Source organism: Oleiharenicola sp. Vm1 (assembly GCF_047777955.1).
Classification (GTDB): domain Bacteria; phylum Verrucomicrobiota; class Verrucomicrobiia; order Opitutales; family Opitutaceae; genus Didemnitutus.
This window is the reverse complement of sequence record NZ_CP180537.1, coordinates 635,735-655,580: the sequence shown is the minus strand read 5'-3', so window position 1 is coordinate 655,580 and position 19,846 is coordinate 635,735. Positions and strand designations below refer to the sequence as shown.

Genomic DNA, 19,846 nt, shown 5'->3' with positions numbered 1-19,846 from the left:
CGCGCGGAGGCGCAGAAAAATTTTGCCAAAAAATTACGAGTGTGTTGCGGCGCGGGCCGTCCGCTACAGCCAACGCGCTCCCACCACCTGCGCCGCGAGCGCCAGGACGACGGCGTAGCCGGCAACGAAGCCGAAGGACACGGCATCCCAGCGCCCGAACCAGTCGCGCACGCGCGCGGCGCGGAGCGCGCCATACCAGCCCGTCCAGAAAACCCCCGCCGCCGGCGGCACCGCGCCGGCGACCTCGGCCTCGAACGCCCGTCCCAGCAGCACGAACGCCGCCGCGAACGCCAGCACGTGCCACGCTCCCTCGTGCACGCCCACCCGGCGCAGCGGCATCCGCGTGATGAGGCTCTCGTCGTCCATGCGGCGCAGCATAACGCCTCCCGCCGGCGCGAGCCATACGCAGCGCTGCGTAGCTCCCGCGGCTCCCGCTTTCCGCGCCGGTTCGCGGCGCGACGGAGGATTCAGTGGGCGGGCGGAGCTCCCGACCCATCCCCGGCCCTCAGCTGCCGCGGCCGCTGCGCAGGTTCTGCGCGAGGCGGAGGATGTCGGAGAGGACGCCGGAGGCGGTGACGTCGCCGCCCGCCCCGGCACCGCGCACCACCAGCGGATACTGGCTGTAGCGCTCGGTGTGGAAGGCCACGAACGCCTCCGCGCCGCGCAGACCCGCGGCGGGATGCGCCGCGTCGACGCCGATGGGAGCGACGGTGACCTTGGCGCCGGCGGCGCCGGGCTCGATCCGCGCGAGGTAGCGCAGGAGCCTGCCCTCGGCCTTGAGCTGGGCGACGCGCGCCACGAAGGCGGCGTCGGCCGCGGTGAGATTGGCGATGAACTTCTCCGGGTCGTCCTCGCGCAGGTGCTCGGCGGGCACGAACGGCTCGAGCTTCACGTCGGCGAGGTCGAGCGACAGGCCGAGCTCGCGGGCGAGGATCAGGGCCTTGCGGGCGACATCGAGGCCGGAGAGGTCGTCGCGCGGGTGCGGCTCGGTGTAGCCGAGGTCCTTGGCCTTGCGCACGGCGGCGGAGAGGGGACGCCCTGGGTGAGCTGCTCGCAGAGGAAGCCGAGCGTGCCGGAGAACGCGCCCTCGATGCGCACGACGACGTCGCCGGTGCGGACGAGGTTCTTGAGCGTCTCGATGACGGGTAGCGCGGCGCCGACGGTGGTCTCGTAGTGGTAGGCGCGGAAGTGCCGGCGGGCGGCGCCGTGCAGGGCCTCGCATGGCGCGCGCGGGAGGGCGAGCGGCTGCTTGTTGGCGGAGACAACGTTGATGCCGAGGTTGAAGGCGGCGGTGTAGAGCTGCTCCATGCCGGCGGAGGCCGAGCAGTCGACCAGGACCGGGTTCGGCAGGCGGGCGAGCTCGGGCAAGAGCTTGGCGACGACGCGCGGCGCCGGGGTGTCGGCGAGCGTCTGCGCGGCGGTGGCGGGCGGATAGCCGGCGGCGGCGAAGATGCCGCCCTTGCTGCCGGCCAGACCGACGAGGCGGACGTTGACGTCGTGCTGCGAACGCAGCGCGTCGCCGTGGGCGGCGAGCTGTTTCAACAGGCTGCCGCCGACGATGCCCTTGCCGAGGAGCAGGACGTTGAGCTCGGCGTGGGCGAGGTTGAAGGCGGCGTGGACGGTGCGCACGGCCAGCGCGGTGTCGGCGGCGTCGACGATCACCGAGATGCTGCGGGCGGAGGCGCCCTGCGCCATCGCGCGCACGGGCACGCCCACCGCGCCGATGGCGTGGAGCATGCGGCCGGCGACGTTCGGGCGGCGGCCCATCGACTCGGCGACGAGCGTGACGAGCGAGACGGGCGAGAGGACCGGGCCGAGCGTGAGGTCGCCGCGCAGGAGGTCGGCGGCAAGGGTCTGCTGGAGGATTTCCTTGGCCCGCGCCTCGTCGGCGATCGGGACGACGACGGAGAAGGTCTGGCCGAGCGTCGACTCGGTGCTGAGCCAGACGCGCACGCCCTCGGCGTCGAGGGCGGCCACGGCGCGGCTGACGACCGGGCGGCCGATGCCGGTGCGGCGGGACTGCACGCCGATGAGCGAGAGGTTTTCCAGGCTGGTGACGCAGGTGGGGCGCGCCGGATCGGGGTTGCCGGTGGCGTCGATGCGCGTGCCGGGGGCGTCGGGATGCGTGGTGCTGCGGATGACGAGCGCGGCGCCGCATTCGCGCAGCGGGATGATCGTCCGCGAGTGGAACATGCGCGTGCCGAAATACGCCAGCTCCAGCGCCTCGTCGTAGGAAAGCCGGTCGACGGGCGAGGCTTCGCGCACGAGGTTCGGGTCGGCGGTCATGACGCCGAGGACATCGGTCCAGACGGTGACCGCCTCGGCCTTGAAGAGCGCGGCAAGCAGCGTGGCGGTGTAGTCGGAGCCGTTGCGGCCGAGCGTGGTGGTGTGGCCGTCGCGGGTGCGGCCGATGAAGCCGGTGACGATGGGCGTGAGGCCCTGGTAGGACGGCAGGAGGGCGTTGAACTTGTCGGCGGTCGCGGCGCGGTCGACGGCGGCGGAGCCGAAGGTGGCGTCGGTGACGACGAAGTCGCGCGCGTCGACGGCCTTGGCCGGGCAGTTGCGCTCGCTGAGGGCGCGGGCGACGAGGGCGACGGAGATGCGCTCGCCGGCGCTGATGACGGCGTCGAGGGAGCGCGGGGAGCATTCGCGGGTCAGCTCGATGCCGGAGAGCGTGCGCTCGACCGGCGTGAGGACCTCGTCGAGGTCGGCCTTGAAGGCGCGGAGGCCGTGGGCGGTGAGGACGGGGCGGGCGATGGTGGCGGCGAGTTCGCGCACGCGGGCGAGTTCGCCGCGGGCCTGGGTGATCTCGCCGTCGGCGGCGGAGCGGGCGGCGAGGATGAGCCAGTCCGTCGTGTCGCCCGGCGCGGAAACGACCACCGCGACCGGCTTGGGGGCGGCGGCGATCAGGTCGAGCACGCGCGGCAGGCGGCCGGGGGTGCCGACCGAGGTGCCGCCGAATTTGTAGATCTGCCAGGGGGCGTTCATGACGGAGAGAGGGAAAGGGCGCGGCGCAGGAGCTTGGCCAGTTGGTCCCATTCGAGCAAAAAGGCGTCGTGGCCGTGCGGGCTGCGCAGCGTGGCGCGCTCGACGCGGGTGCCGTGCGCGCGCAGGGCGGCGGCGAGCGCCTCGGATTGGGCGGGGGAAGAGCTGGTCGGTGTCGACGTCGACCACCAGCGCCGGGGCGGCGATGCGCGCGAGCGCGGGGCCGCGCGCGCCGGGGAGCGGCTGGGTGAGGTCGTGGTGGTCCATGGCGTCGAGCTGCGACTCGTAGCACTGGGCGGTGAAGCGGCCGTGGAGCTTCTTGCCGTGGTGCTCGAGGTAGCTGCCGATGGTGCGCGCGGTCTGCTTCTGGGCCAGGCCGGGCTCGGCGCGGTAGGTGAGCATCGCGATCTGGCGCGCGACCTCGAGGCCGCGCGCGGCGTGGTGCGGGTAACCCGGGTCGACGCGCAGCGCGGCGCGCGCGACGTGGTTCCAGCCCACGGTCCACGGCGTCGCCGCGGCGCTGGTGGCCAAGGGCATGATCGCGGCGAAGCGCTTCGGATCGCGCGCGGCCAGCGCGAGCACGACCATGCCGCCGAGCGAGCCGCCGGCCGCGAGCTGCACGCGCTTCAGGCCGAGGGCGTCGAGGCCCTGGAGGATGGCGTCGGCGAGGTCGACGCTGGTGAGCTGCGTCTTCTTCGACTTGGGCCAGCCGGGCATGCCGGGGGCGCTGCTGCCGTAGAACGAGCCGAGGTTGTTGAAACAGAGGATGCGGTGCCGCGCCGGATCGAGGGCCCGGCCGGGGCCGATCAACGGCTCCCACCAGCCGCCCGCGCCGCCGGCTTGCGCGCCGCCGGTCAGCGCGTGCACGAGGAGCACCGTCGGCACGTCCGCCCGCGGCTCCGCCGGGGTGTCGTCCGGGCGGCTCCACCACCAGGCGGCGATGCGATGCCGGCGCACGACTCCGCCGCGCGCCAGCCGGAGATCCGGCAGCGCGAGGATGAAGTGCTGCGGCGCTGCGGCAGGACATCGGTCGACCATGACGCGAGAGCGCACCAAACGCGACGCCGGCTCTCAACGTAACTCCAAGTCATAGCTCGTGGGCCGGTCGGCCCATTCGGGATATGACATGGAAACCGCGACGGTGACCGGCCCCCGTGTTGCCGCGCCGCGCGGCTTGGGCGCGAATCGCGCCATGTCCGTTTTTCGTCCCCTTCCCCTCGGCACGCCGATCCCCGGCTCGTTGCATTCCGTCTCGTGCAGCCTGCCGACGATGGCCGACGTGATCGGCTACGAGGAGCGCGACGCCCGCGTGCTCGAGGCGATGCGGGCGGGCTACCCGCGCTTCGCGGTGCACCCGCTCGTGCAGGAGCTGACGCGCACGCTCGCCGCCGAGGTCGCCCGGCCGGGCGAGCAGCTCTGGCCCGTCCTCACCGCCCGCGCCGCCGCCGCGCTGGTGGCGCAGCTCGGCGCCGGCCGCGCGCGCGCGACGGCGCACGCCGGGGTCGCCGTCGTATTACACGCCGCCGAGCCCGAACTCGCGCAGCGCGCCAAGCTCTGGCTCCAGCACACCGGTGGCCTGCTCAGTTCCCGCGGGGCGGAGGACGCGCTGGTGCGCCTCGGCCGCCGGGCCGCGGCTGCACCGGAGGCCGTTCATTCCGGCGACGCGCGCGCAGAGGTCGAGCGCCAGCTCCTGCCGCTGTTCGCCGGCGCGAGCGGCCGCGACCTCTTCCTCGCCGGCAGCGGCATGGGCGCGATGCATGCGGCCTTCCGCGCCATCGCGCGCGCGCAGGCGGCGCGCGGCCGCACCGCCTGGGTGCAGCTCGGCTGGCTCTACCTCGACACGATCGCCCTGCTGAAGAAATTCACGCCCGATCCGGCGCGCGACCACCTGGTGCAGCACGACGTCACGGACCTCGCGGCGCTGGAGAGGCTCTTCGCCGCGCACGGCCCGCGCATCGCCGGCGTCATCACCGAGGCGCCGACCAACCCCTGCTCCAGACCGGCGACCTCGCCGCCATCAAGGCGCTCGCGCACCGGCACGGGGCGCGCGTGATCGCGGACCCGGCCATCGCCTCGCCGTTCAACGTCGACGTGCTGCCGCACGCGGACATCGCGGCCTTCAGCCTGACAAAATACGCCTCGCACGAGGGCGACGTGATGGTCGGCGCCGCGGTGGTCAACCCGGCCGGACCGGACGCCGACCTCCTGCGCACCACGATCGGGGACGAACTCGACGCCCTCTACCCGCGCGACCTCGCCCGGCTCGCCGCCGAGATCCGCACGGCGCCGGACGTGGTGCGCCGCATCAACGCCACGACGCCGCTGGTGGTCTCGTTTCTCGAGCGGCATCCGCGCGTCGAGCGCGTGTGGTGGTCCGGCCAGGACGCCACGGGTGCCAACTACGCGAAGCTCGCGCGCACGCCGGAGTCAGTCGGAGCCGTCGTCTCCTTCACGCTGCGCCGGCCGCTGGCGGAGTTCTACGACCGGCTGGAGCTGCCGAAGGGGCCGAGCTTCGGCATGGCGACGACCCTGATCTGCCCCTACGTCTACCTCGCCCACTACGACCTGCTGCCGGCGCGCAGCAGCGGCGCGGTGCTGCGGGAGGCCGGCCTGCCGGCGGACCTGCTGCGCCTCTCGATCGGGACGGAATCCGCGACCGAGATCATCGCGGCGCTCCGTGCCGCGCTGGACTGAGGGTGCGGCGGACGGATCATTGAGTCGCGCCGGATGATGGGACTTCCTGAAAGGCAGGGTCGGACCGCGCTTGCGGCGCCGGCGTCCGGACCGTGTGCGAAGCTCACTCGGCCTGGCCTTGCGGGCCAGCGGGAAACCGGGCGGGCGGCCGCCGGGGAAAGTCCAGGGCCGTTGAGGGCAACGGCCCCTACCGCGGCCACACCGTGGCGGCGGCAAAGTGAAGCCCGCCCCCGCTAGGCGAGGTGCGGGCTTCCACACACACATTACAACGCTACGAAGTGTAGCAGCCTCGGGAGCGCGGCGCCATGGGCCTTTCGGTCCATTTTGCGCAGCGCTCCGGCGGCTCAGCCGCGGCGCTTGAGGTCGGCGGCGCCCTTGGCGACGAGCGCGGGATCGACGTTGACGCCGGCCTTGGACAGGGCGGCCTCGAGGATCGACTCGCCCTTCAGGTAGCCGACGACGATGTCGACGACCTTGCCCTCGCGATCGATGACGAACTGGCAGGGGATGCCGTTCACACCGTAGAGCGCGTGCGACACGCGCTGCGGCCCGCGTTCGGCGGCATCGTGCGTCCACAGCATGTCGGGATATTTTTCCTGATTGGCTTTCACCCACTGCTCGAACTTGGCCCGGGTGTCGCTGGTGCAGTTGGCGAGCACGACGACGCCCTGGTCCTTGTAGTGGGCGGCGACTTCCTGCGTGTGCGGCATCGAGGCCATGCACGGGCCGCACCAGGTCGCCCAGAAGTCGAGCACGACGACCTTGCCGCGGAGGTCGGAGAGCTTCACGGCCTTGCCGTCGAGCGTCTGCGAAACGAAGTCCGGCGCGGTGGCGCCGACCTTGACCATCGCGACCTTCGGCTCGGGCTTGGGCGTGGCGGCGGCGACGTCGTCCTTGGTCCAGACTTTCGCCGGCATGTCGGCGGCGGCGAGTTTCACGCCGGCGCGGAGCAGGAGGTTGCCGAGGGTCTCGCCGTAGCGGGCGCCGAAGCCCGCGCTCCAGCCGGCGAGCCGGCCGGAAGCGTCGAACACGATAGTGGTCGGGATCGGGGTCATGGCGCCGCCGAGCTTGAAGGTGAAAATCTTCCCGAAGTGCTCCGACGACGCCTTGCGGAAGGCGGCGCGCTCCTCGTCGGTGAGTTCGTCCATCTCCTTGGCGGGGCGCGGCGGCGCGCCGGCCGGATCGGCGACGAGCGTGCCGGCGAACTTGGCGGCGTTTTCCGCCTGCCACTTCTGCACGGCGTCGAGCGCGGCGTAGCCGCCGACGCCGAGGAAGGTGACGTTCGGATATTTCTCGCCCCACGCCTTCCAGGCGGCGAGGAACTCGTCGCCCGGGCCGTGGCCGCCGCTCCAGACGCCGACGACGGTCGCGTGACCCTGCAGCAGGGCGGCGAGCTTGGCGGTCGAGCCGTCGAGCTTGAGCACGTCGATGTCCGGGACGGGGTCGCCGGCCTGGAGCTTGCCCAGGTTTTCGTAGAAGGGCGGACGCGGGTTCTTTTCCGCGTCGACGGCGGCGGCGGCGCGGGCCTTCTCCTCCGCGGCGGACTTGGCGAGCTGTTCCTTGCCCTTGGCGGCGATCGCGTCGTCGACCTTCACACCGACGCTGGCCAGCGCGGCCTCGGTGCGGGCGTCGTCCTCGCCGCCGTTGCCCACGATGGTCGCGGCGATCTTGCCGTCGCGGCCGATGACGAACTGCGTCGGGATGCCGACGACGTGGTAGAGAAGGTTGGAGGCGCGCTGCTCGAAGGTGGCGCTGCCGCGCTCGTTCGGGTCGAAGAAGAACTGGATGTCCGCATACTTCGGCTGGTGCTTCGGGATCCACTCCTTGAACTTGGCGATGGTGTCGCTGGTGCCGGAGGCGAGGACGACGACGCCCTGGTCCTTGTATTTCGCGGCGATCTTCTGCGTGTGCGGGAACGAGGCGATGCACGGTCCGCACCACGTGGCCCAGAAATCGAGGATGACGACCTTGTCCTTGAAGTCGGAGAGCTTCACCGTGCGGCCGGCGACGTCCTGCATGACGAAGTCCGGCGCGACGGCGCCCGCCCCGAGCGTGGGGATGCGCTGCGCGGGGGTCATGCCGGCGCCGCCCTTCGGCTGGATGGCGGCCGCGGCCACGCTGCCCGGCGCGGCCGTCTTCGCGGCGGGAAGGAGGCCGCCGCCCATCGGGACGGAGGCCGGGGGTTGGCGCGGGCGGCGGCGAGCGTCTGCTCGATCAGCGCCTTGTCGGCGGCGGCGAGCTTCACCTCGGCGCGCTGGAGGATCTCGCGCAGCCAGCCGCTGACGCGCGGGCCCATGCCGATGATGCCGCCGACGAGTTTGCCGTCGGGGCCGACGACGCAGTAGGCCGGATACATGCCGGCGCCGAAGATCATGTAGGAGGCGGCCTCCATCATCGCCTTGCCGGCGGGGTCCCACGACACGGTGTAGCCCGGCGCGGCGGCCTCCTTCGCCCACTTCTCGAACTCGGCGCGGTCGGTGGCGGTGTTGATGGCCCAGACCGCGAGGTTCGGCGACTGGTAGGCGGCGGCGATCTTCGCGACGTCGTCCGGCGGGTTGCGGGGGCCGGTCCAGAAATTGATGAACACGGTCTTGCCGCGGAAATCGGAGAGCTTGACGGTCTTGCCCGCCGCGTCGGTGGTGGAGAAGTCCGGCACGGTCTCGCCCGCGGCCATGTTGGCGAAGCGGAGCGTGGGATTGGCGACGGCCGTGGCCGCCGTCTTGGCGATCATGGGGATCGACTGCGGGCGGTTCGCCTCCTCGGGCGGCAGGCCGCTGAGGTCGACCGGCAGGCCGCCCTTGGCGAGGAGGCGGAGGACGTTCGGGTTGACGGCGTTGCCGCCGCCGCCGGTGGTGCCGATGAGGCGGCCGTCCCGGCCGATGAGGAAGAGCGTCGGGAAGCCGGTGACGCCATACTGCGTGTTGAAGACCGACCCGGCCCAGCCGTCCTTGCCGGCGGGGTCGTGCGCGGTGCGGAACTTGTATTTGGCGCCGTTGCGCTTCACCCAGCCCTCGTAGTTGGCGCGCGAGTCGTCGGCGCAGACGGCGAGGACGACGAGGTCCTGGGCGGCGTATTTCTCGGCGAACTCGCTGTTGTGCGGCATCGAGGCGATGCACGGTCCGCACCAGGTCGCCCAGATGTCGACGAGCACGAGCTTGCCGCGGAGATCGGAGAGCCGGAGCTCCTTCCCGTCGGGGCCGACGACGGTGAAGTCGGGAGCGACTTCACCGGGTTTCGGGCCGGCGTGGGTGGAGGGCGCGGAAGGGGCGACGGTGGCGGGCGCGGCGGCCGGAGTCTGCGCGCCGAGGGAGACGCAGAGCCCGACGCAGGCGAGGAGGGGGAGGAACTTCATAGGGAAATGGGAGGAGGGAAAATCCGCCGCCGCGGAGGGCCGCGGCGGCGGAAGGGAACGGGGATCAGAACGGCAGCACGAAGGAGATCTCGTAGCTGCGGCCGAGCACCCACTGGCTGTGGAGCGAGCCGTTGTAGCCATACATGTTGTCGGCGAACGGCGGCTCCTTGTCGAAGACGTTGCTGATGCCGGCCTGGATGCGGAGATTCTTGCCGCGGCCGCGCCAGACGCCGTTCTTGAACTCGTAGCCGCCGCGCAGATCGAGTTTCCAGACGGACGGATAGATGCTGGAAACGATGGCGGTGTTGTTGGTCCAGATGTTGCCGCCGGAGTTGGTGTTGAAGCCGCTGAGGTAGGTGGCGAAGGCGGAGCCGCTCCACGCGCCGCGGTTCCAGAAGAGCGAGGTGATGAAGTTCCAGTCGGGCGGGCTGTAGGTGTCGCCGTTGTCGTCCGCGAGCGGGACGCCGGGGCGGAGGTTGCGCTCGGCGGCGAGCACGTGGGAGGCGTTGGCGGTCACGCGCCAGCGGCCGAGCTGCTCCCAGGGCAGCGTGTAGTCGACGACGAAGTCGAGGCTCTCGTTGCGCACGTCGCCGAAGTTGGCGTAGGTGATGTCGACCGTCGAGATGCGGCCGGGCAGCGCGTCGGCGGAGGCGGCGCGGACGATGCGGCCGGGGAAGAGCGCCTCGTTGCTCACGATCGTCTGCGCGGACGGCACCTGGATGACGTCCTGCTGGACGGTGCGGTAGTAGTTCACCTGGAGGTTGAGGCCCTTGGCGAAGGCCGGCTCGTAAACCAGGCCGTAGAAGGTGGTGCTCGAGGTCTCGGGCTTCACGCTGGCGTTCGAGCCGCGGGTGACCGTGACGCTGTAGGTCTCGTTGCGGCGCGGGTCGATGATGCCGCTCGCGGTGCCGGTGGTGTTGGCGGTCTGATACTCCGTGAGCGCGGGGGCGCGGTAGCCCTCGGAATAGCTGGCGCGCAGCAGCACGGACTGGAACGGGGCCCAGGAGGCGCCGAACTTCGGCACGGTGGTGTGGCCGGCGGAGTCCTGGTCCTCGTAGCGCGCGGACACGTTCAGGTCGAGGCGGCGGAGCAGCGTCCGGGCGTTGGGCTTGCCGAAGAGCGGGACGTTGAGCTCGGAGAAGGCGGCGAAGCTCTGCCGCGCGCCGGCCACGGTGGTGGTGGTGACGACCGGCGTGGCGGCGATCGAGTAGTTGGTCGCGGTGCTGTCGTTCTCGAAGCGCGAGTAGGAGCCGCCGGCCGCGAGCTGCACGGGGCCGCCCCAGATGTCGAAGAGCGAGCCGTCGGCGCTGAAGTCGAAGCTGGTGCCCTGGCTGCCGCTGGCCACGGCCGGGTAGATCGCCAGGCGCTCGTAGGCCGCGTCCTGGGTGACGCCGGCCACGCGCGCATCGATGAACGGGTTCAGCCGCAGCGAGGTGTCGGCGTTGCTGAGCGCGGCGGTGATGGCGGCGCCGTTGAAGTTGCGGGTGAGCTGGAAGACGTCCTGCTCCTGGTAGTTCAGGCCCGCGTCCCAGCGCCACGTCCGGCCGACCGAGCCGGTGGCGCCGACGAGGAAGTTGTGCGCCTGCGTGTGCACGCGCTGCCAGACGGAGCCGAACTCCGGGTGCATCATGCCGACCGCGATGTCCTGGCCAAACGGGTTGTAGGCGGCGGGCACGACGCTGGCGAAGTTGCCGAAGCCGGACGAGGTCGCCGCGCCGGTGACGCCGGGCTGCGTGTCGGTCTTGCTGCGCGTGTCGCTGAAGGAGTAGCGCGCATAGAGCTCGAGGTGCTCGTTGACGGTGTAGTTGAAGTTGCCGCCGACGCTGTAGCGCTCGCTGGCGGGGATGAGGTCGTCGAAGGCGGCGGTGCTGCCTTTCTGCAGGCCGGAGGCGGTCGTCGCGGTGACGCCGACGAAATCCGCCAGCGTGGGCGTGCCGGTGACGCCGGAGCGCAGCATGGCGAAGCGCGTGGGGTTGCCGTTCGGGTCGGTCAGGCCGGCGAGCGTGCCGAGGCGCGCCATGACGACGGCGGGGTAGCCCCAGTTGAGGCGGCGATCGCGGCCGTAGACCGGGGCGCCGGTGGCATCGTAGCCGGCGACGATGGCGCGGTGGTCCTGGTTCTTGGAGAAACGGCGCTGGCTGGCCTTGAGCGCGGCGCGATCGTAGTAGCTGACGTTGACGGTGCCGCGGAGCTTGCCGGCCGTGAAGCCGGAGGTAAGCGAGAGCGAGCGCTCCCGGCCGCCGCCGTGCTCGGCGCCCTTGAAGGTGCCGGTCAGCTCATTGCCCTGCCAGTCCTTCTTGAGGATGATGTTGATCACGCCGGCGACGGCGTCGGCGCCGTAGAGGGAGGAGGCGCCGTCGGTGATCATCTCGATGCGCTCGACCATGCCGAGCGGGATGGTGTTCAGGTCGACGAAGCCCTGCTGCGTCGAGCTGCCGCGATTGCCGGCGCCGGACTGGAGCGCGCGGCGGCCGTCGACGAGCACGAGCGTCGAGCCCGAGCCCAGGCCGCGGAGGCTGATGCCGGAGACGCCGGTCTGGCCGAGCGGGGTGTCAAAATTGTTCGTGATGAGATTCCACGTCGGCGTGGAGCTTTCGGTGAAGAGTCCGGACTCCGGGTTGAGCTCGTTCGGGGCGCTGGAACGGCCGGAGGGCACGCCGGTGTAGTTTTGCGGCAGGGTCTTCAGGAAGTCCGCCAGGGTGAGCGCGCCGCTGGAGCGGATGTAATTGAGGTCGTAACTGCTGACGGGCGTCGGGCCCTCGGCATCCGTCTGGCGGATGCGCGAGCCGAGCACGCGATACTCCTGGAGCTTCACCGCGGGCTGCAGGTCCATCACCCGCGTGCCGGGCGCGGGCTTGTCGCTCGCGCGGCGCAGGCCGAGGGCGCCGGTGCTCGCGTCCTGGACGACGACGAGGTCAGTGCCGGCGACGAGCTGCTCGAGGGCGGCGCGGGCGGAGAGCTGGCCCTGCACGGCGTTGGTGCGGACGCCGCGCACGACGTCCACGGGATAGACGATCTGTTCGCCCGATTGCTCGGTGAACGCGGCGAGGGCCTCCGCGGCGGCGCCGGCGGGGATGGCGTAGGTCTTCTTCGCCGCCTCGGCGGCGGGGCTGAGGGTCGACAGGGCGAGCGAGGCGAGAAAGGTTGCGGCGCGGAGCCGGCGCAACCAGGGGAACGAGCTCGGTGTGTTCATAGGTGTGTGAGAGGTGACCGGGATGGGTAAGGGGCGCCCGGACAAGAAGGACGACGACCCGCGCCGTCGTTTCCATTAGCACCGCGGGAAAATTTCCCGCGCGGCGCCCGCTTATGACTCAGTGCTGCGCGGTGGCGCGCAGGACGTAGCGGCCGTCCTCCAGGTCCGCGTGCACGCCCAGCATCTCCTGCATGAGGCGGACGAAGGCGTCGGCGTTGTCGGCGCGGAAATTCCCCCGCAGCGGGATCTTCGCGATGCGGCGGTCGGCGACGACGATGCGGGTCTCGCTGTTGTAGCGGTTGAACTCGGCCACGGCCTCGTCGAGCGGCGTGTCGCGGAACCGGATGCGCATGCCCTGCCAGGAGAGCGCGGATTCGATCTCGTCCGTCGTCGCCTCCACGACCTCGGGCGCCAGCGGCGTGGGGACGGCGGCGTTGACGGTGGTGCGCTCGCGCGCGCCGACCATGGCGGCGTTGAGCGCGCCCTTGAGCTCGGGCTCCTCGGGCTTCGGCGGGTCGATGCGGACCTTGCCCTCGGTGACGAGCACGTCGACGTCGTCGCCCTTCAGGCGGACGTTGAACACCGTGCCGACCGCGCGCACGCGCACGCCGCCGGCGGTGACGATGAAGGGGCGGTCGGGATTCTTCGCCACGGTGAAGTAGGCCTCGCCCCGGAGCAGCTTGATGTTCCGCTCGGTGGCGGAGTAGTCGACGGAGATCTCGGCGTCCTTGTTCAGCTCGACCACGGAGCCGTCGGCCAGGGTGCGCAGCTCGGAGGAGCGGGCGACCTGCACCGTCGCCGGCGCGGCGCCGAAGGGCTTGAAGAGCACGAACGCCACCGCAATGGCCGCGGCGAGCGCGAGCAGCGCGGAGGTGCGGCGCCAGAAGCGCCGGTGCGGCACGGCCAGGAGGTCGGGATTCGGCTTCTGGCTGTGCTCGGGCCGCCACTCGGCGAGGAGGTCGAGCGCACCCCAGGCCTTTTCCAGGCGGGCAACGGCGGCGCCGTGGCGCTCGTCCTCGCGCAGCCACTGCAGGTAGCCATCCTGCTCGGCCGGCGTGAAGCCGCGGTCGCGCCGCGCGAGCCAGGCCGACGCGGCCGCGACGACCGCCTCGGGCAGCGGGGAAGCAGGGGTGGATTCCGACGGGGGGCGCATGGGGTTCAGGGCAGGCCGTGGCGGGCGAGATATTCCGTGCAGCGGCGCATGCCGTTGGCCACCTGCACCTCGACGGTGTGCTCGGAAATGCCGAGCTGCGCCGCGATCTCCTTCTGGGACAAGCCGTAGATCTTGCGCAAGGTGAGCACCTGGCGGCAGCGGTCGGGCAGCGACTGGATGGCGTGAGTCAAGATTTCGAGTTCCTGGCGATGGGCGGCGCTTTCGGCGACTCCCCTCCCCTCGTCGTAGACGGGCGAGGCCTCGGTTTCCGTTATGGGCTCGAAGGCGACGAGGCGGTTCCGGCGCGCCCAATCGATCGCGAGGTGCCGGGCGGTGGTGAAGAGCAGCGCCCGCGCGGTGCGCACCTCGCCGCGCTCGCGGGCGCGGAGCACGCGGGCGAAGGTTTCCTGCACGAGGTCGTCCGGATCGGGCAGCTGAGGGAACTGGCTGCGCAGCCAGGCGCGCAACGCCGGCTCGTGCGGCTGCACTTCAGCCGCAAACCAACGCGAGAGCTCGTCGTTGTTCTCGGGCAAGGACGGAGAGGGACCGGCGCCACCCCATGCGGGCGGGCGGGGTGAGTCCAGCTTGGAAACGAACGGGTGAAATTTTTCCGCCCGGCGCTAATGGAAGCGCGCGGGCCGTTCGTCTTGGCAGTCCCCGGAGGCTAATGATTGACCGAAAGGCGCAGCGCTTCGCGCTCGCCGGACCGGCGGGGGTGGTTTCTGCTGGCGGTCCCTATGTCCACCTGCGCCACCGAAACGATCCTGCCGGAGCCGCCGTGGCGCGTCGGCCTGGACAGCGCCCGGCGCCTCACGCTGCCCGGCCTCGTGCTCGTGTCGGCGGCGGCGATGGTGGTCACCAGCTACTACCACATGCCGACGGTGCGGACGTGGCTCGACGGCGTGGCGGAGTTCCGCACCCGCTGGGGCTGGGCCTACGCCGCGACCGCGCAGGCGCTGTGCGCCGGGCTCATCCCGTTCCTTTACCTGCACTTCCATCCCGCGACGCGGGCCATGCATCCGGCGCGGCACGGCGCGTTCTTCGTCCTGTTCTGGGCCTACAAGGGGATCGAGGTCGACGTCTTCTACCGCGCGCAGGCGCTGATGTTCGGCGACGGCCCCGAGCTGGCCTCCATCCTGCCCAAGGTCGCCGTCGATCAGTTCGTCTACAACCCGCTGTTCGCGGCGCCCATTGCCGTGCTCGTCTACGCCTGGAAGGACGCGGGGTGGAACTGGGCGGTGCCGCGGGCGGACCTCCGCTCGCCGCGCTGGTATTACCGGCGCGTCCTGCCGGTGATGATCGCCGTCTGGGCGGTGTGGATCCCCGCGGTGAGCTGCGTCTACGCCCTGCCGCTCGCCCTCCAGCTGCCGCTGTGCTCGCTGGTGAACTGCTTCTGGGTGATCCTGTTCTCGCTCATGACCGCGCGAGAGCGCACCGGTTGACTCGACGAGCGTGGCCCCAACGGCCTATGGTTCCGCGACCGCCAATCTGCTAGGTTGGCCGCTCGCGCGATGAACTCCCATGCTCCCTCTGCCCCGGCCACGGCGCTCCCGCCGCTGTTCGGCCTCATCGGTCGCACCCCGCTCGTGCCCCTGCACTTCCCCGAGGCCGGCGTCACGCTCCACGCCAAGGCGGAGTTCCTCAACCCCAGCGGCTCGATCAAGGACCGCCTCGCCGCCTGCATCCTGCTCGACGCCCGCGAGCGCGGCCTGCTCCGGCCCGACTCGGTCATCCTCGAGTGCACCAGCGGCAACACCGGCATCGCGCTGGCCATGGTCGGCACCGCGCTCGGCTACCGCGTGAAGATCCTCATGAGCGAGAGCGCCTCCGTCGAGCGCCGCCACCTCATGCGCCATTTCGGCGCGGAGCTGCAGCTCTTCAAGGCCGACCGCGGCTACATCACCGGCATCGAGATCGCCGAGGAAATGGCCGCCCGCGACCCGCGCATCTTCCTGCCCCGCCAGTTCGCCAACCCGCTCAACGCCCAGGACCACGTCGACCACACCGGCCGCGAGATCCTCGCCCAGCTGCCAGGCCGGATCGACGCCTTCGTCAGCGGCTACGGCACCGGCGGCACGCTCAACGGCTGCAGCCGCGCCCTGCGCGCCGCGCACCCGCAGCTCAAGGTCGTCGCGATGGAGCCGGCCGAGGCCGCCATGCTCTCGGGCGAGTCGCCCTGCTGCCACAGCATCGAGGGCGTCGCCGGCGGCTATCTGCCGCCCCTGCTCCAGGGGGTGAAGGTCGACTGGCCGGAAAAGGTCGCCAGCGCCGACGCCCTGGCGATGACGCGCCGCCTGGCGCGCGATTTCGGCTTCCTCGTCGGCACCTCGTCGGGCGCCAACGTCGTGGCCGCCCTGCGCACCGCCGTGAAGCTCGGGCCGGACGCACAGGTCGTCACCATCCTCTGCGACCGTGCCGAACGCTACTATTCCACCAAACTCTTCGCGGAAACGCCCGGCTCGTCCGTCTAAGAACAGAGCCCCGTCCGTCGTTTGAAATAATACCCGTCCCGCCTACTCTCACCGTGATGACCCTCCGCCGTCTCCTCCACGCCGCGCTCGGCGTCTTCCTCGTCTGCGTCGCCGCCGCCTCCGCCCCGGCCAAGCCCGTCCGCAACGGCGCCGTCGTGGCCGAGCTGGTCTCGGCCCAGGCCTCGATCCAGCCCGGCCAGCCGTTCTGGGTCGCGGTGAAGCTCACGCACGACGAGCACTGGCACAGCTACTGGATCAACGCCGGCACGGGCTACCCGACCTCCATCACCTGGACGCTGCCCGCGGGCTTCACCGCCGGCCCGATCGTCTGGCCGACGCCGCACACCGTGAAGGACACCTCCGGCAAGATCACCGGCAACGGCTACGAGGGGACGATCTTCCTGTTCACCCAGATCACGCCGCCCGCGGACCTCGCCCCCGGCAGCAGCGTCACGCTCAAGGCCGCCACCGAGTGGCTCATGTGCAAGGACTCGTGCATGCCCGGCGACGCCCAGCTCGAACTCACGCGCCCGGTGAAGACGGAGCAGCCCGAGCCGGACATGACGATCGCCCGCGCCTTCAACAACGCGCGCGCCGAGGTCCCGGCGAAGGCCGCCGACTGGGCGTTCACCGCCCAACGCGACGGCGCGAAGATCACGCTGCGCATCACGCCCCGCGCCGACGGCAACACGCACGAATTTTCCGAGCTGCACTACTTCGACGAGGCCGGCGTGGTCGACTATGCCGTGCCGCAGACCTTCAAGAAGGACGGCCGGACCTTCGTCCTCGAGATGGCCGCCGCCGCGGACGCCGCGGCCGACGCGCCCGGCCTCAAGGGCGTGCTCACCGCCGCCAACGGCTTCGGCGGCCTCTACGCCTCGCACGGCGCGCTGATCGACGAGCTGTTCGTCGTGAAGGAGCCGGCCAAGGCCGCCGCAAAAAATGAAGCCGCGACTGCACCGAAAAGCGGCGGCAACGGAGCGCCGCCCTCCAGTGCTTCGGGCTCTCAACCCTCAACTCTCAACTCTCAACCCGCGTCCCTCCTCGGCACGCTCTTCCTCGCCTTCGTCGGCGGCCTGATCCTCAACCTCATGCCCTGCGTCTTCCCGGTGCTCGGGATCAAGATCATGGGCTTCGTCAACCAGTCCGGCAGCGACAAGCGCAAGGTCGTGCAGCACGGCGTCGTGTTCGCGGCCGGCGTGCTGGTGTCCTTCTGGAGCCTCGCCGGCGTGCTGCTGGCGCTTCGCTCCGGCGGCGCGCAGCTCGGCTGGGGCTTCCAGCTGCAGTCGCCCGCCTTCGTGTTCGGCATGGCGACGTTCCTCCTGGTCTTCGCGCTCAACATGAGCGGCCTCTTCGAGGTCGGCCTGAGCGCCACCGGCGCCGGCGCCAACCTCCAGGCGAAGGAGGGCCTAGCCGGCTCGTTCTTCACCGGCGCGCTCGCCACGCTCGTCGCCACGCCCTGCAGCGCGCCCTTCCTCGCGCCCGCGCTCGGCGCCGCGCTCACGCTCTCGCCCGTCGAATCCCTGCTCGTGTTCACCGCCATCGCCGTCGGTCTCGCGCTGCCGTATCTGCTGCTCTCGATCTTTCCGCAGGCGATCAAGATCCTGCCGCGCCCCGGCGCGTGGATGGAGACCTTCAAACAGTTCATGGCCTTCCCGCTCTACGCGACGGTCGGCTGGCTGCTCTGGGTGCTCGCCGGCCAGACGAGCGGCGACGACTACGCACTGCTCAACATCGCCTTCGGCTTCGTCCTCGTCGCCATGGCCGCGTGGGCCTACGGCCGCTTCGGCCAGACCTACGGCAAGCCCGTGCGCCAGCTCGTCGGCAAGCTCGCCGCCCTCGCGCTCTTCGCCGGCGGACTGTGGCTCGGCTGGCCGAAAGACGCCGCCGCCGCGCCCGTCGCCGGCGCGCACGCGGGCTATCAGGTCACCTGGGAGAAATGGAGCCCCGAGGCCATCGCCGCCGCGCAGAAGGCCGGCAAGTTCGTCTACGTCGACTTCACCGCGCGCTGGTGCGCCACCTGCCAGACGAACAAGGCGACCGTCTTCCACAACGACGACGTGCTCGCCGAGTTCGGCAAGAAGGGCGTCGTGCTGCTGCGCGGCGACTGGACGAACAAGGACCCGCTCATCACCGCCGAGCTCGCCCGCTGGAATCGCTCCGCCGTGCCCTTCAACCTGATCTACGCCCCGAACAAGAAGGACCCGGTCGTGCTGCCCGAGCTGCTCACGCCGGGCAAGGTCCTCGACGCGCTGGCCGAGGCCGCAAAGAACTGACGCGCCGCACGCGCGGCGCAGCCGGAAAGGGACGCGGGGCTCAGCGCCGCGTCCGCTCCACCATCTCGCGCGTCACGGCGAGCACGGAGGGCGCGGGCGCGATGGTCCAGATGACCAGGAGCCCGTTTTCGGCGTCGACGACGACGCGCTCGTTCGCCCCGCAGGTGAACTTCTCCCCGGCGAAAGTGTAGGCCTCGCCGGTCTTCAGCTCGCGCGCCTTGTGGTCGGATGGCAGCGCGCTGAGCTGCTCCGCGATGAAGGCGCGCGCGGTCTGGTCCGTCAGCTTCGCCTGGCGAAACGGTTTCAGGCCCTCCGCGATGGACACATCCTTTTCATCGAAGGTCACGGTGTAGAGCAGCGCCCCGGCCGACTCCTCGACCAGCCACACGAGGATGTTCTTCTGCGGCTGCGCCTCGGGCTTGCCGAGCCGCTGGCGCAATTCCGCCGCCTTCTCGCCAACGCGCGCGTGCAGCGGGGCGCCAAGCGTCCACGCCGCCACCGCGCAAGTGAGCATCGGAAGGATACGCGCGCGCATGGGTTCAGCCGATGAGGTTCTTCAACGCCGCGAGGTATTTCTCCTGCGTGCGGCGGATGATGTCTTCGGGGATGTGGGGCGCGGGCGGCTGCTGGTCCCACTTGAGCGCGAGCAGGTGGTCGCGCACGAACTGCTTGTCGTAGCTCGGCGGCGACATGCCCGGCGCATAGCTGTCGGCCGGCCAGTAGCGCGACGAGTCGGGCGTCAGCACCTCGTCGATCAGGATCAGGTTGCCGGCGGCATCGGTGCCGAACTCGAATTTCGTGTCCGCGAGGATCATGCCGGCCTGGCGCGCGCGATCGTGGCCGAAGCGATAGAGCGCGAGGCTCGTGGCCTTAACCTGGGCGTAGAGCTCCGCCCCGATGGCGGCTGCGCCCTGGGCGTCGTTGATCGGCTCGTCGTGCTGGCCCTTGGGCGCCTTGGTCGTGGGCGTGAAGATCGGTTCCGGCAGCTTGTCCGCCTGACGGAGGCCGGCGGGAAGCCGGATGCCGCACACGTCGCCGGATTTCTGGTAGGAGTTCCAGCCGCTGCCGATGAGGTAGCCGCGGGCGACGCACTCGATGGTAAGCGGCGTGAGCTTGCGCACGATCATGCTGCGCAGACGCAGGTCGCGGCTGCCGATGCCATGGCGGGCAAACTCGCGCTCCTGATCGGGCAGCAGGTGGTTGGGGATGAGATGCTCGGTCTGCTTGAACCACCACAGGCTCATCTGGGTCAGGATCGCGCCCTTGCCCGGGATGCCCTCGGGCATGATGACGTCGAACGCCGAGAGCCGGTCGGTCGCGACCAGCAGGAGCGCATCGCCGAGGTCGAAGATCTCGCGCACCTTGCCTGAGGCGATGCGGCGGAACGGCAGATCGTCGATCGAGGTGACGGCTTGGCGCGGGAGTGCGGCGGCAATCTCGGCGAAATTCATGGGCCGAATCTCGCGCGAAACGGGCCGGGACCTCAAAGGCATTTTCAACGGAAGTGCCTACTTTTTCGTCGTTTCGCGCGTCATCGAGGGGCTCACCAAAAAATCCTTGCGCGAGGGGGGGCGCGCCGTAGCGTCGCCCTTCCGTTTTTTCCTTCGCTCAACTCCGAGCTACGTCCCCATCGTCTAGCCCGGTCCAGGACACTACCCTTTCACGGTAAGAACCGGGGTTCGAATCCCCGTGGGGACGCCAATTTATCTCCTTCGATAAGAA

15 protein-coding genes and 1 tRNA gene are annotated in these 19,846 nt (G+C 70.8%); 6 read left to right on the top strand and 10 right to left on the bottom strand.

The features are described from left to right. Positions 1–63 precede the first annotated feature (63 nt). The 3 genes from ACMYLB_RS03720 to ACMYLB_RS03710 all read right to left on the bottom strand — a co-directional run bounded on the left by ACMYLB_RS03720 (position 64) and on the right by ACMYLB_RS03710 (position 4,038). Positions 64–366, bottom strand: a complete 303-nt coding sequence (locus tag ACMYLB_RS03720; protein ID WP_415909632.1) for a hypothetical protein — start codon at positions 364–366, stop codon at positions 64–66. 139 nt (positions 367–505) lie between these two features. Then, positions 506–1,018, bottom strand: coding sequence for a hypothetical protein (locus ACMYLB_RS03715; RefSeq protein ID WP_415909631.1), 513 nt, complete (start codon positions 1,016–1,018; stop codon positions 506–508). Next, positions 934–4,038 (bottom strand): aspartate kinase, encoded by a 3,105-nt coding sequence (locus tag ACMYLB_RS03710; protein WP_415909630.1) that lies wholly within the window; start codon positions 4,036–4,038, stop codon positions 934–936. Before ACMYLB_RS03710 ends, ACMYLB_RS03715 begins: the two co-directional genes overlap by 85 nt. A 139-nt stretch (positions 4,039–4,177) precedes the next feature. On the opposite strand from ACMYLB_RS03710, the gene ACMYLB_RS03705 reads away from it, so the two are divergent. Continuing rightward, complete coding sequence (locus ACMYLB_RS03705; RefSeq protein ID WP_415911158.1) at positions 4,178–5,038, top strand: hypothetical protein; 861 nt, start codon at positions 4,178–4,180, stop codon at positions 5,036–5,038. Beyond that, positions 4,975–5,679, top strand: coding sequence for a PLP-dependent transferase (locus ACMYLB_RS03700; RefSeq protein ID WP_415911028.1), 705 nt, complete (start codon positions 4,975–4,977; stop codon positions 5,677–5,679). The genes ACMYLB_RS03705 and ACMYLB_RS03700 overlap by 64 nt, the downstream gene beginning before the upstream one ends. A 344-nt stretch (positions 5,680–6,023) precedes the next feature. On the opposite strand, the gene ACMYLB_RS03695 is transcribed toward ACMYLB_RS03700, so the two are convergent. From ACMYLB_RS03695 to ACMYLB_RS03675, 5 genes are all read right to left on the bottom strand, one after another. Continuing rightward, entirely contained in the window at positions 6,024–7,844 is a 1,821-nt protein-coding gene (locus ACMYLB_RS03695; protein WP_415909629.1) for a redoxin domain-containing protein, read from the bottom strand. Then, positions 7,754–9,031 carry a redoxin family protein gene (locus tag ACMYLB_RS03690; protein ID WP_415909628.1) on the bottom strand — a complete coding sequence of 426 codons (1,278 nt, stop codon included), beginning with the start codon at positions 9,029–9,031 and terminating at the stop codon, positions 7,754–7,756. The genes ACMYLB_RS03695 and ACMYLB_RS03690 overlap by 91 nt, the downstream gene beginning before the upstream one ends. A 64-nt stretch (positions 9,032–9,095) precedes the next feature. After that, a complete protein-coding gene (locus ACMYLB_RS03685) occupies positions 9,096–12,224 on the bottom strand; it encodes a TonB-dependent receptor domain-containing protein (RefSeq protein WP_415909627.1) in 3,129 nt (1,042 codons plus the stop codon). 118 nt (positions 12,225–12,342) lie between these two features. Further along, positions 12,343–13,377 carry a FecR family protein gene (locus tag ACMYLB_RS03680; protein ID WP_415909626.1) on the bottom strand — a complete coding sequence of 345 codons (1,035 nt, stop codon included), beginning with the start codon at positions 13,375–13,377 and terminating at the stop codon, positions 12,343–12,345. 5 nt (positions 13,378–13,382) lie between these two features. Continuing rightward, complete coding sequence (locus tag ACMYLB_RS03675; RefSeq protein ID WP_415909625.1) at positions 13,383–13,910, bottom strand: RNA polymerase sigma factor; 528 nt, start codon at positions 13,908–13,910, stop codon at positions 13,383–13,385. A gap of 204 nt (positions 13,911–14,114) precedes the next feature. On the opposite strand from ACMYLB_RS03675, the gene ACMYLB_RS03670 reads away from it, so the two are divergent. From ACMYLB_RS03670 to ACMYLB_RS03660, 3 genes are all read left to right on the top strand, one after another. Beyond that, entirely contained in the window at positions 14,115–14,819 is a 705-nt protein-coding gene (locus ACMYLB_RS03670; RefSeq protein WP_415909624.1) for a hypothetical protein, read from the top strand. A 69-nt stretch (positions 14,820–14,888) separates the two neighbouring features. Further along, positions 14,889–15,848 (top strand): PLP-dependent cysteine synthase family protein, encoded by a 960-nt coding sequence (locus ACMYLB_RS03665; protein WP_415909623.1) that lies wholly within the window; start codon positions 14,889–14,891, stop codon positions 15,846–15,848. Between the two features lie 56 nt (positions 15,849–15,904). Next, positions 15,905–18,124, top strand: coding sequence for a protein-disulfide reductase DsbD family protein (locus ACMYLB_RS03660; RefSeq protein ID WP_415909622.1), 2,220 nt, complete (start codon positions 15,905–15,907; stop codon positions 18,122–18,124). 40 nt (positions 18,125–18,164) lie between these two features. Here ACMYLB_RS03660 and ACMYLB_RS03655 read toward each other — a convergent pair whose 3' ends face one another. Together ACMYLB_RS03655 and ACMYLB_RS03650 are read right to left on the bottom strand one after the other, a co-directional pair. Then, the gene (locus tag ACMYLB_RS03655) at positions 18,165–18,659 is read right to left on the bottom strand and encodes a hypothetical protein (RefSeq protein ID WP_415909621.1); all 495 of its coding nucleotides are present in this window, start codon (positions 18,657–18,659) and stop codon (positions 18,165–18,167) included. A gap of 4 nt (positions 18,660–18,663) precedes the next feature. Next, entirely contained in the window at positions 18,664–19,575 is a 912-nt protein-coding gene (locus ACMYLB_RS03650) for a phosphoribosylaminoimidazolesuccinocarboxamide synthase (protein WP_415909620.1), read from the bottom strand. 172 nt (positions 19,576–19,747) lie between these two features. On the opposite strand from ACMYLB_RS03650, the gene ACMYLB_RS03645 reads away from it, so the two are divergent. Continuing rightward, positions 19,748–19,825, top strand: a tRNA-Glu gene (locus tag ACMYLB_RS03645). Positions 19,826–19,846 lie beyond the last annotated feature (21 nt).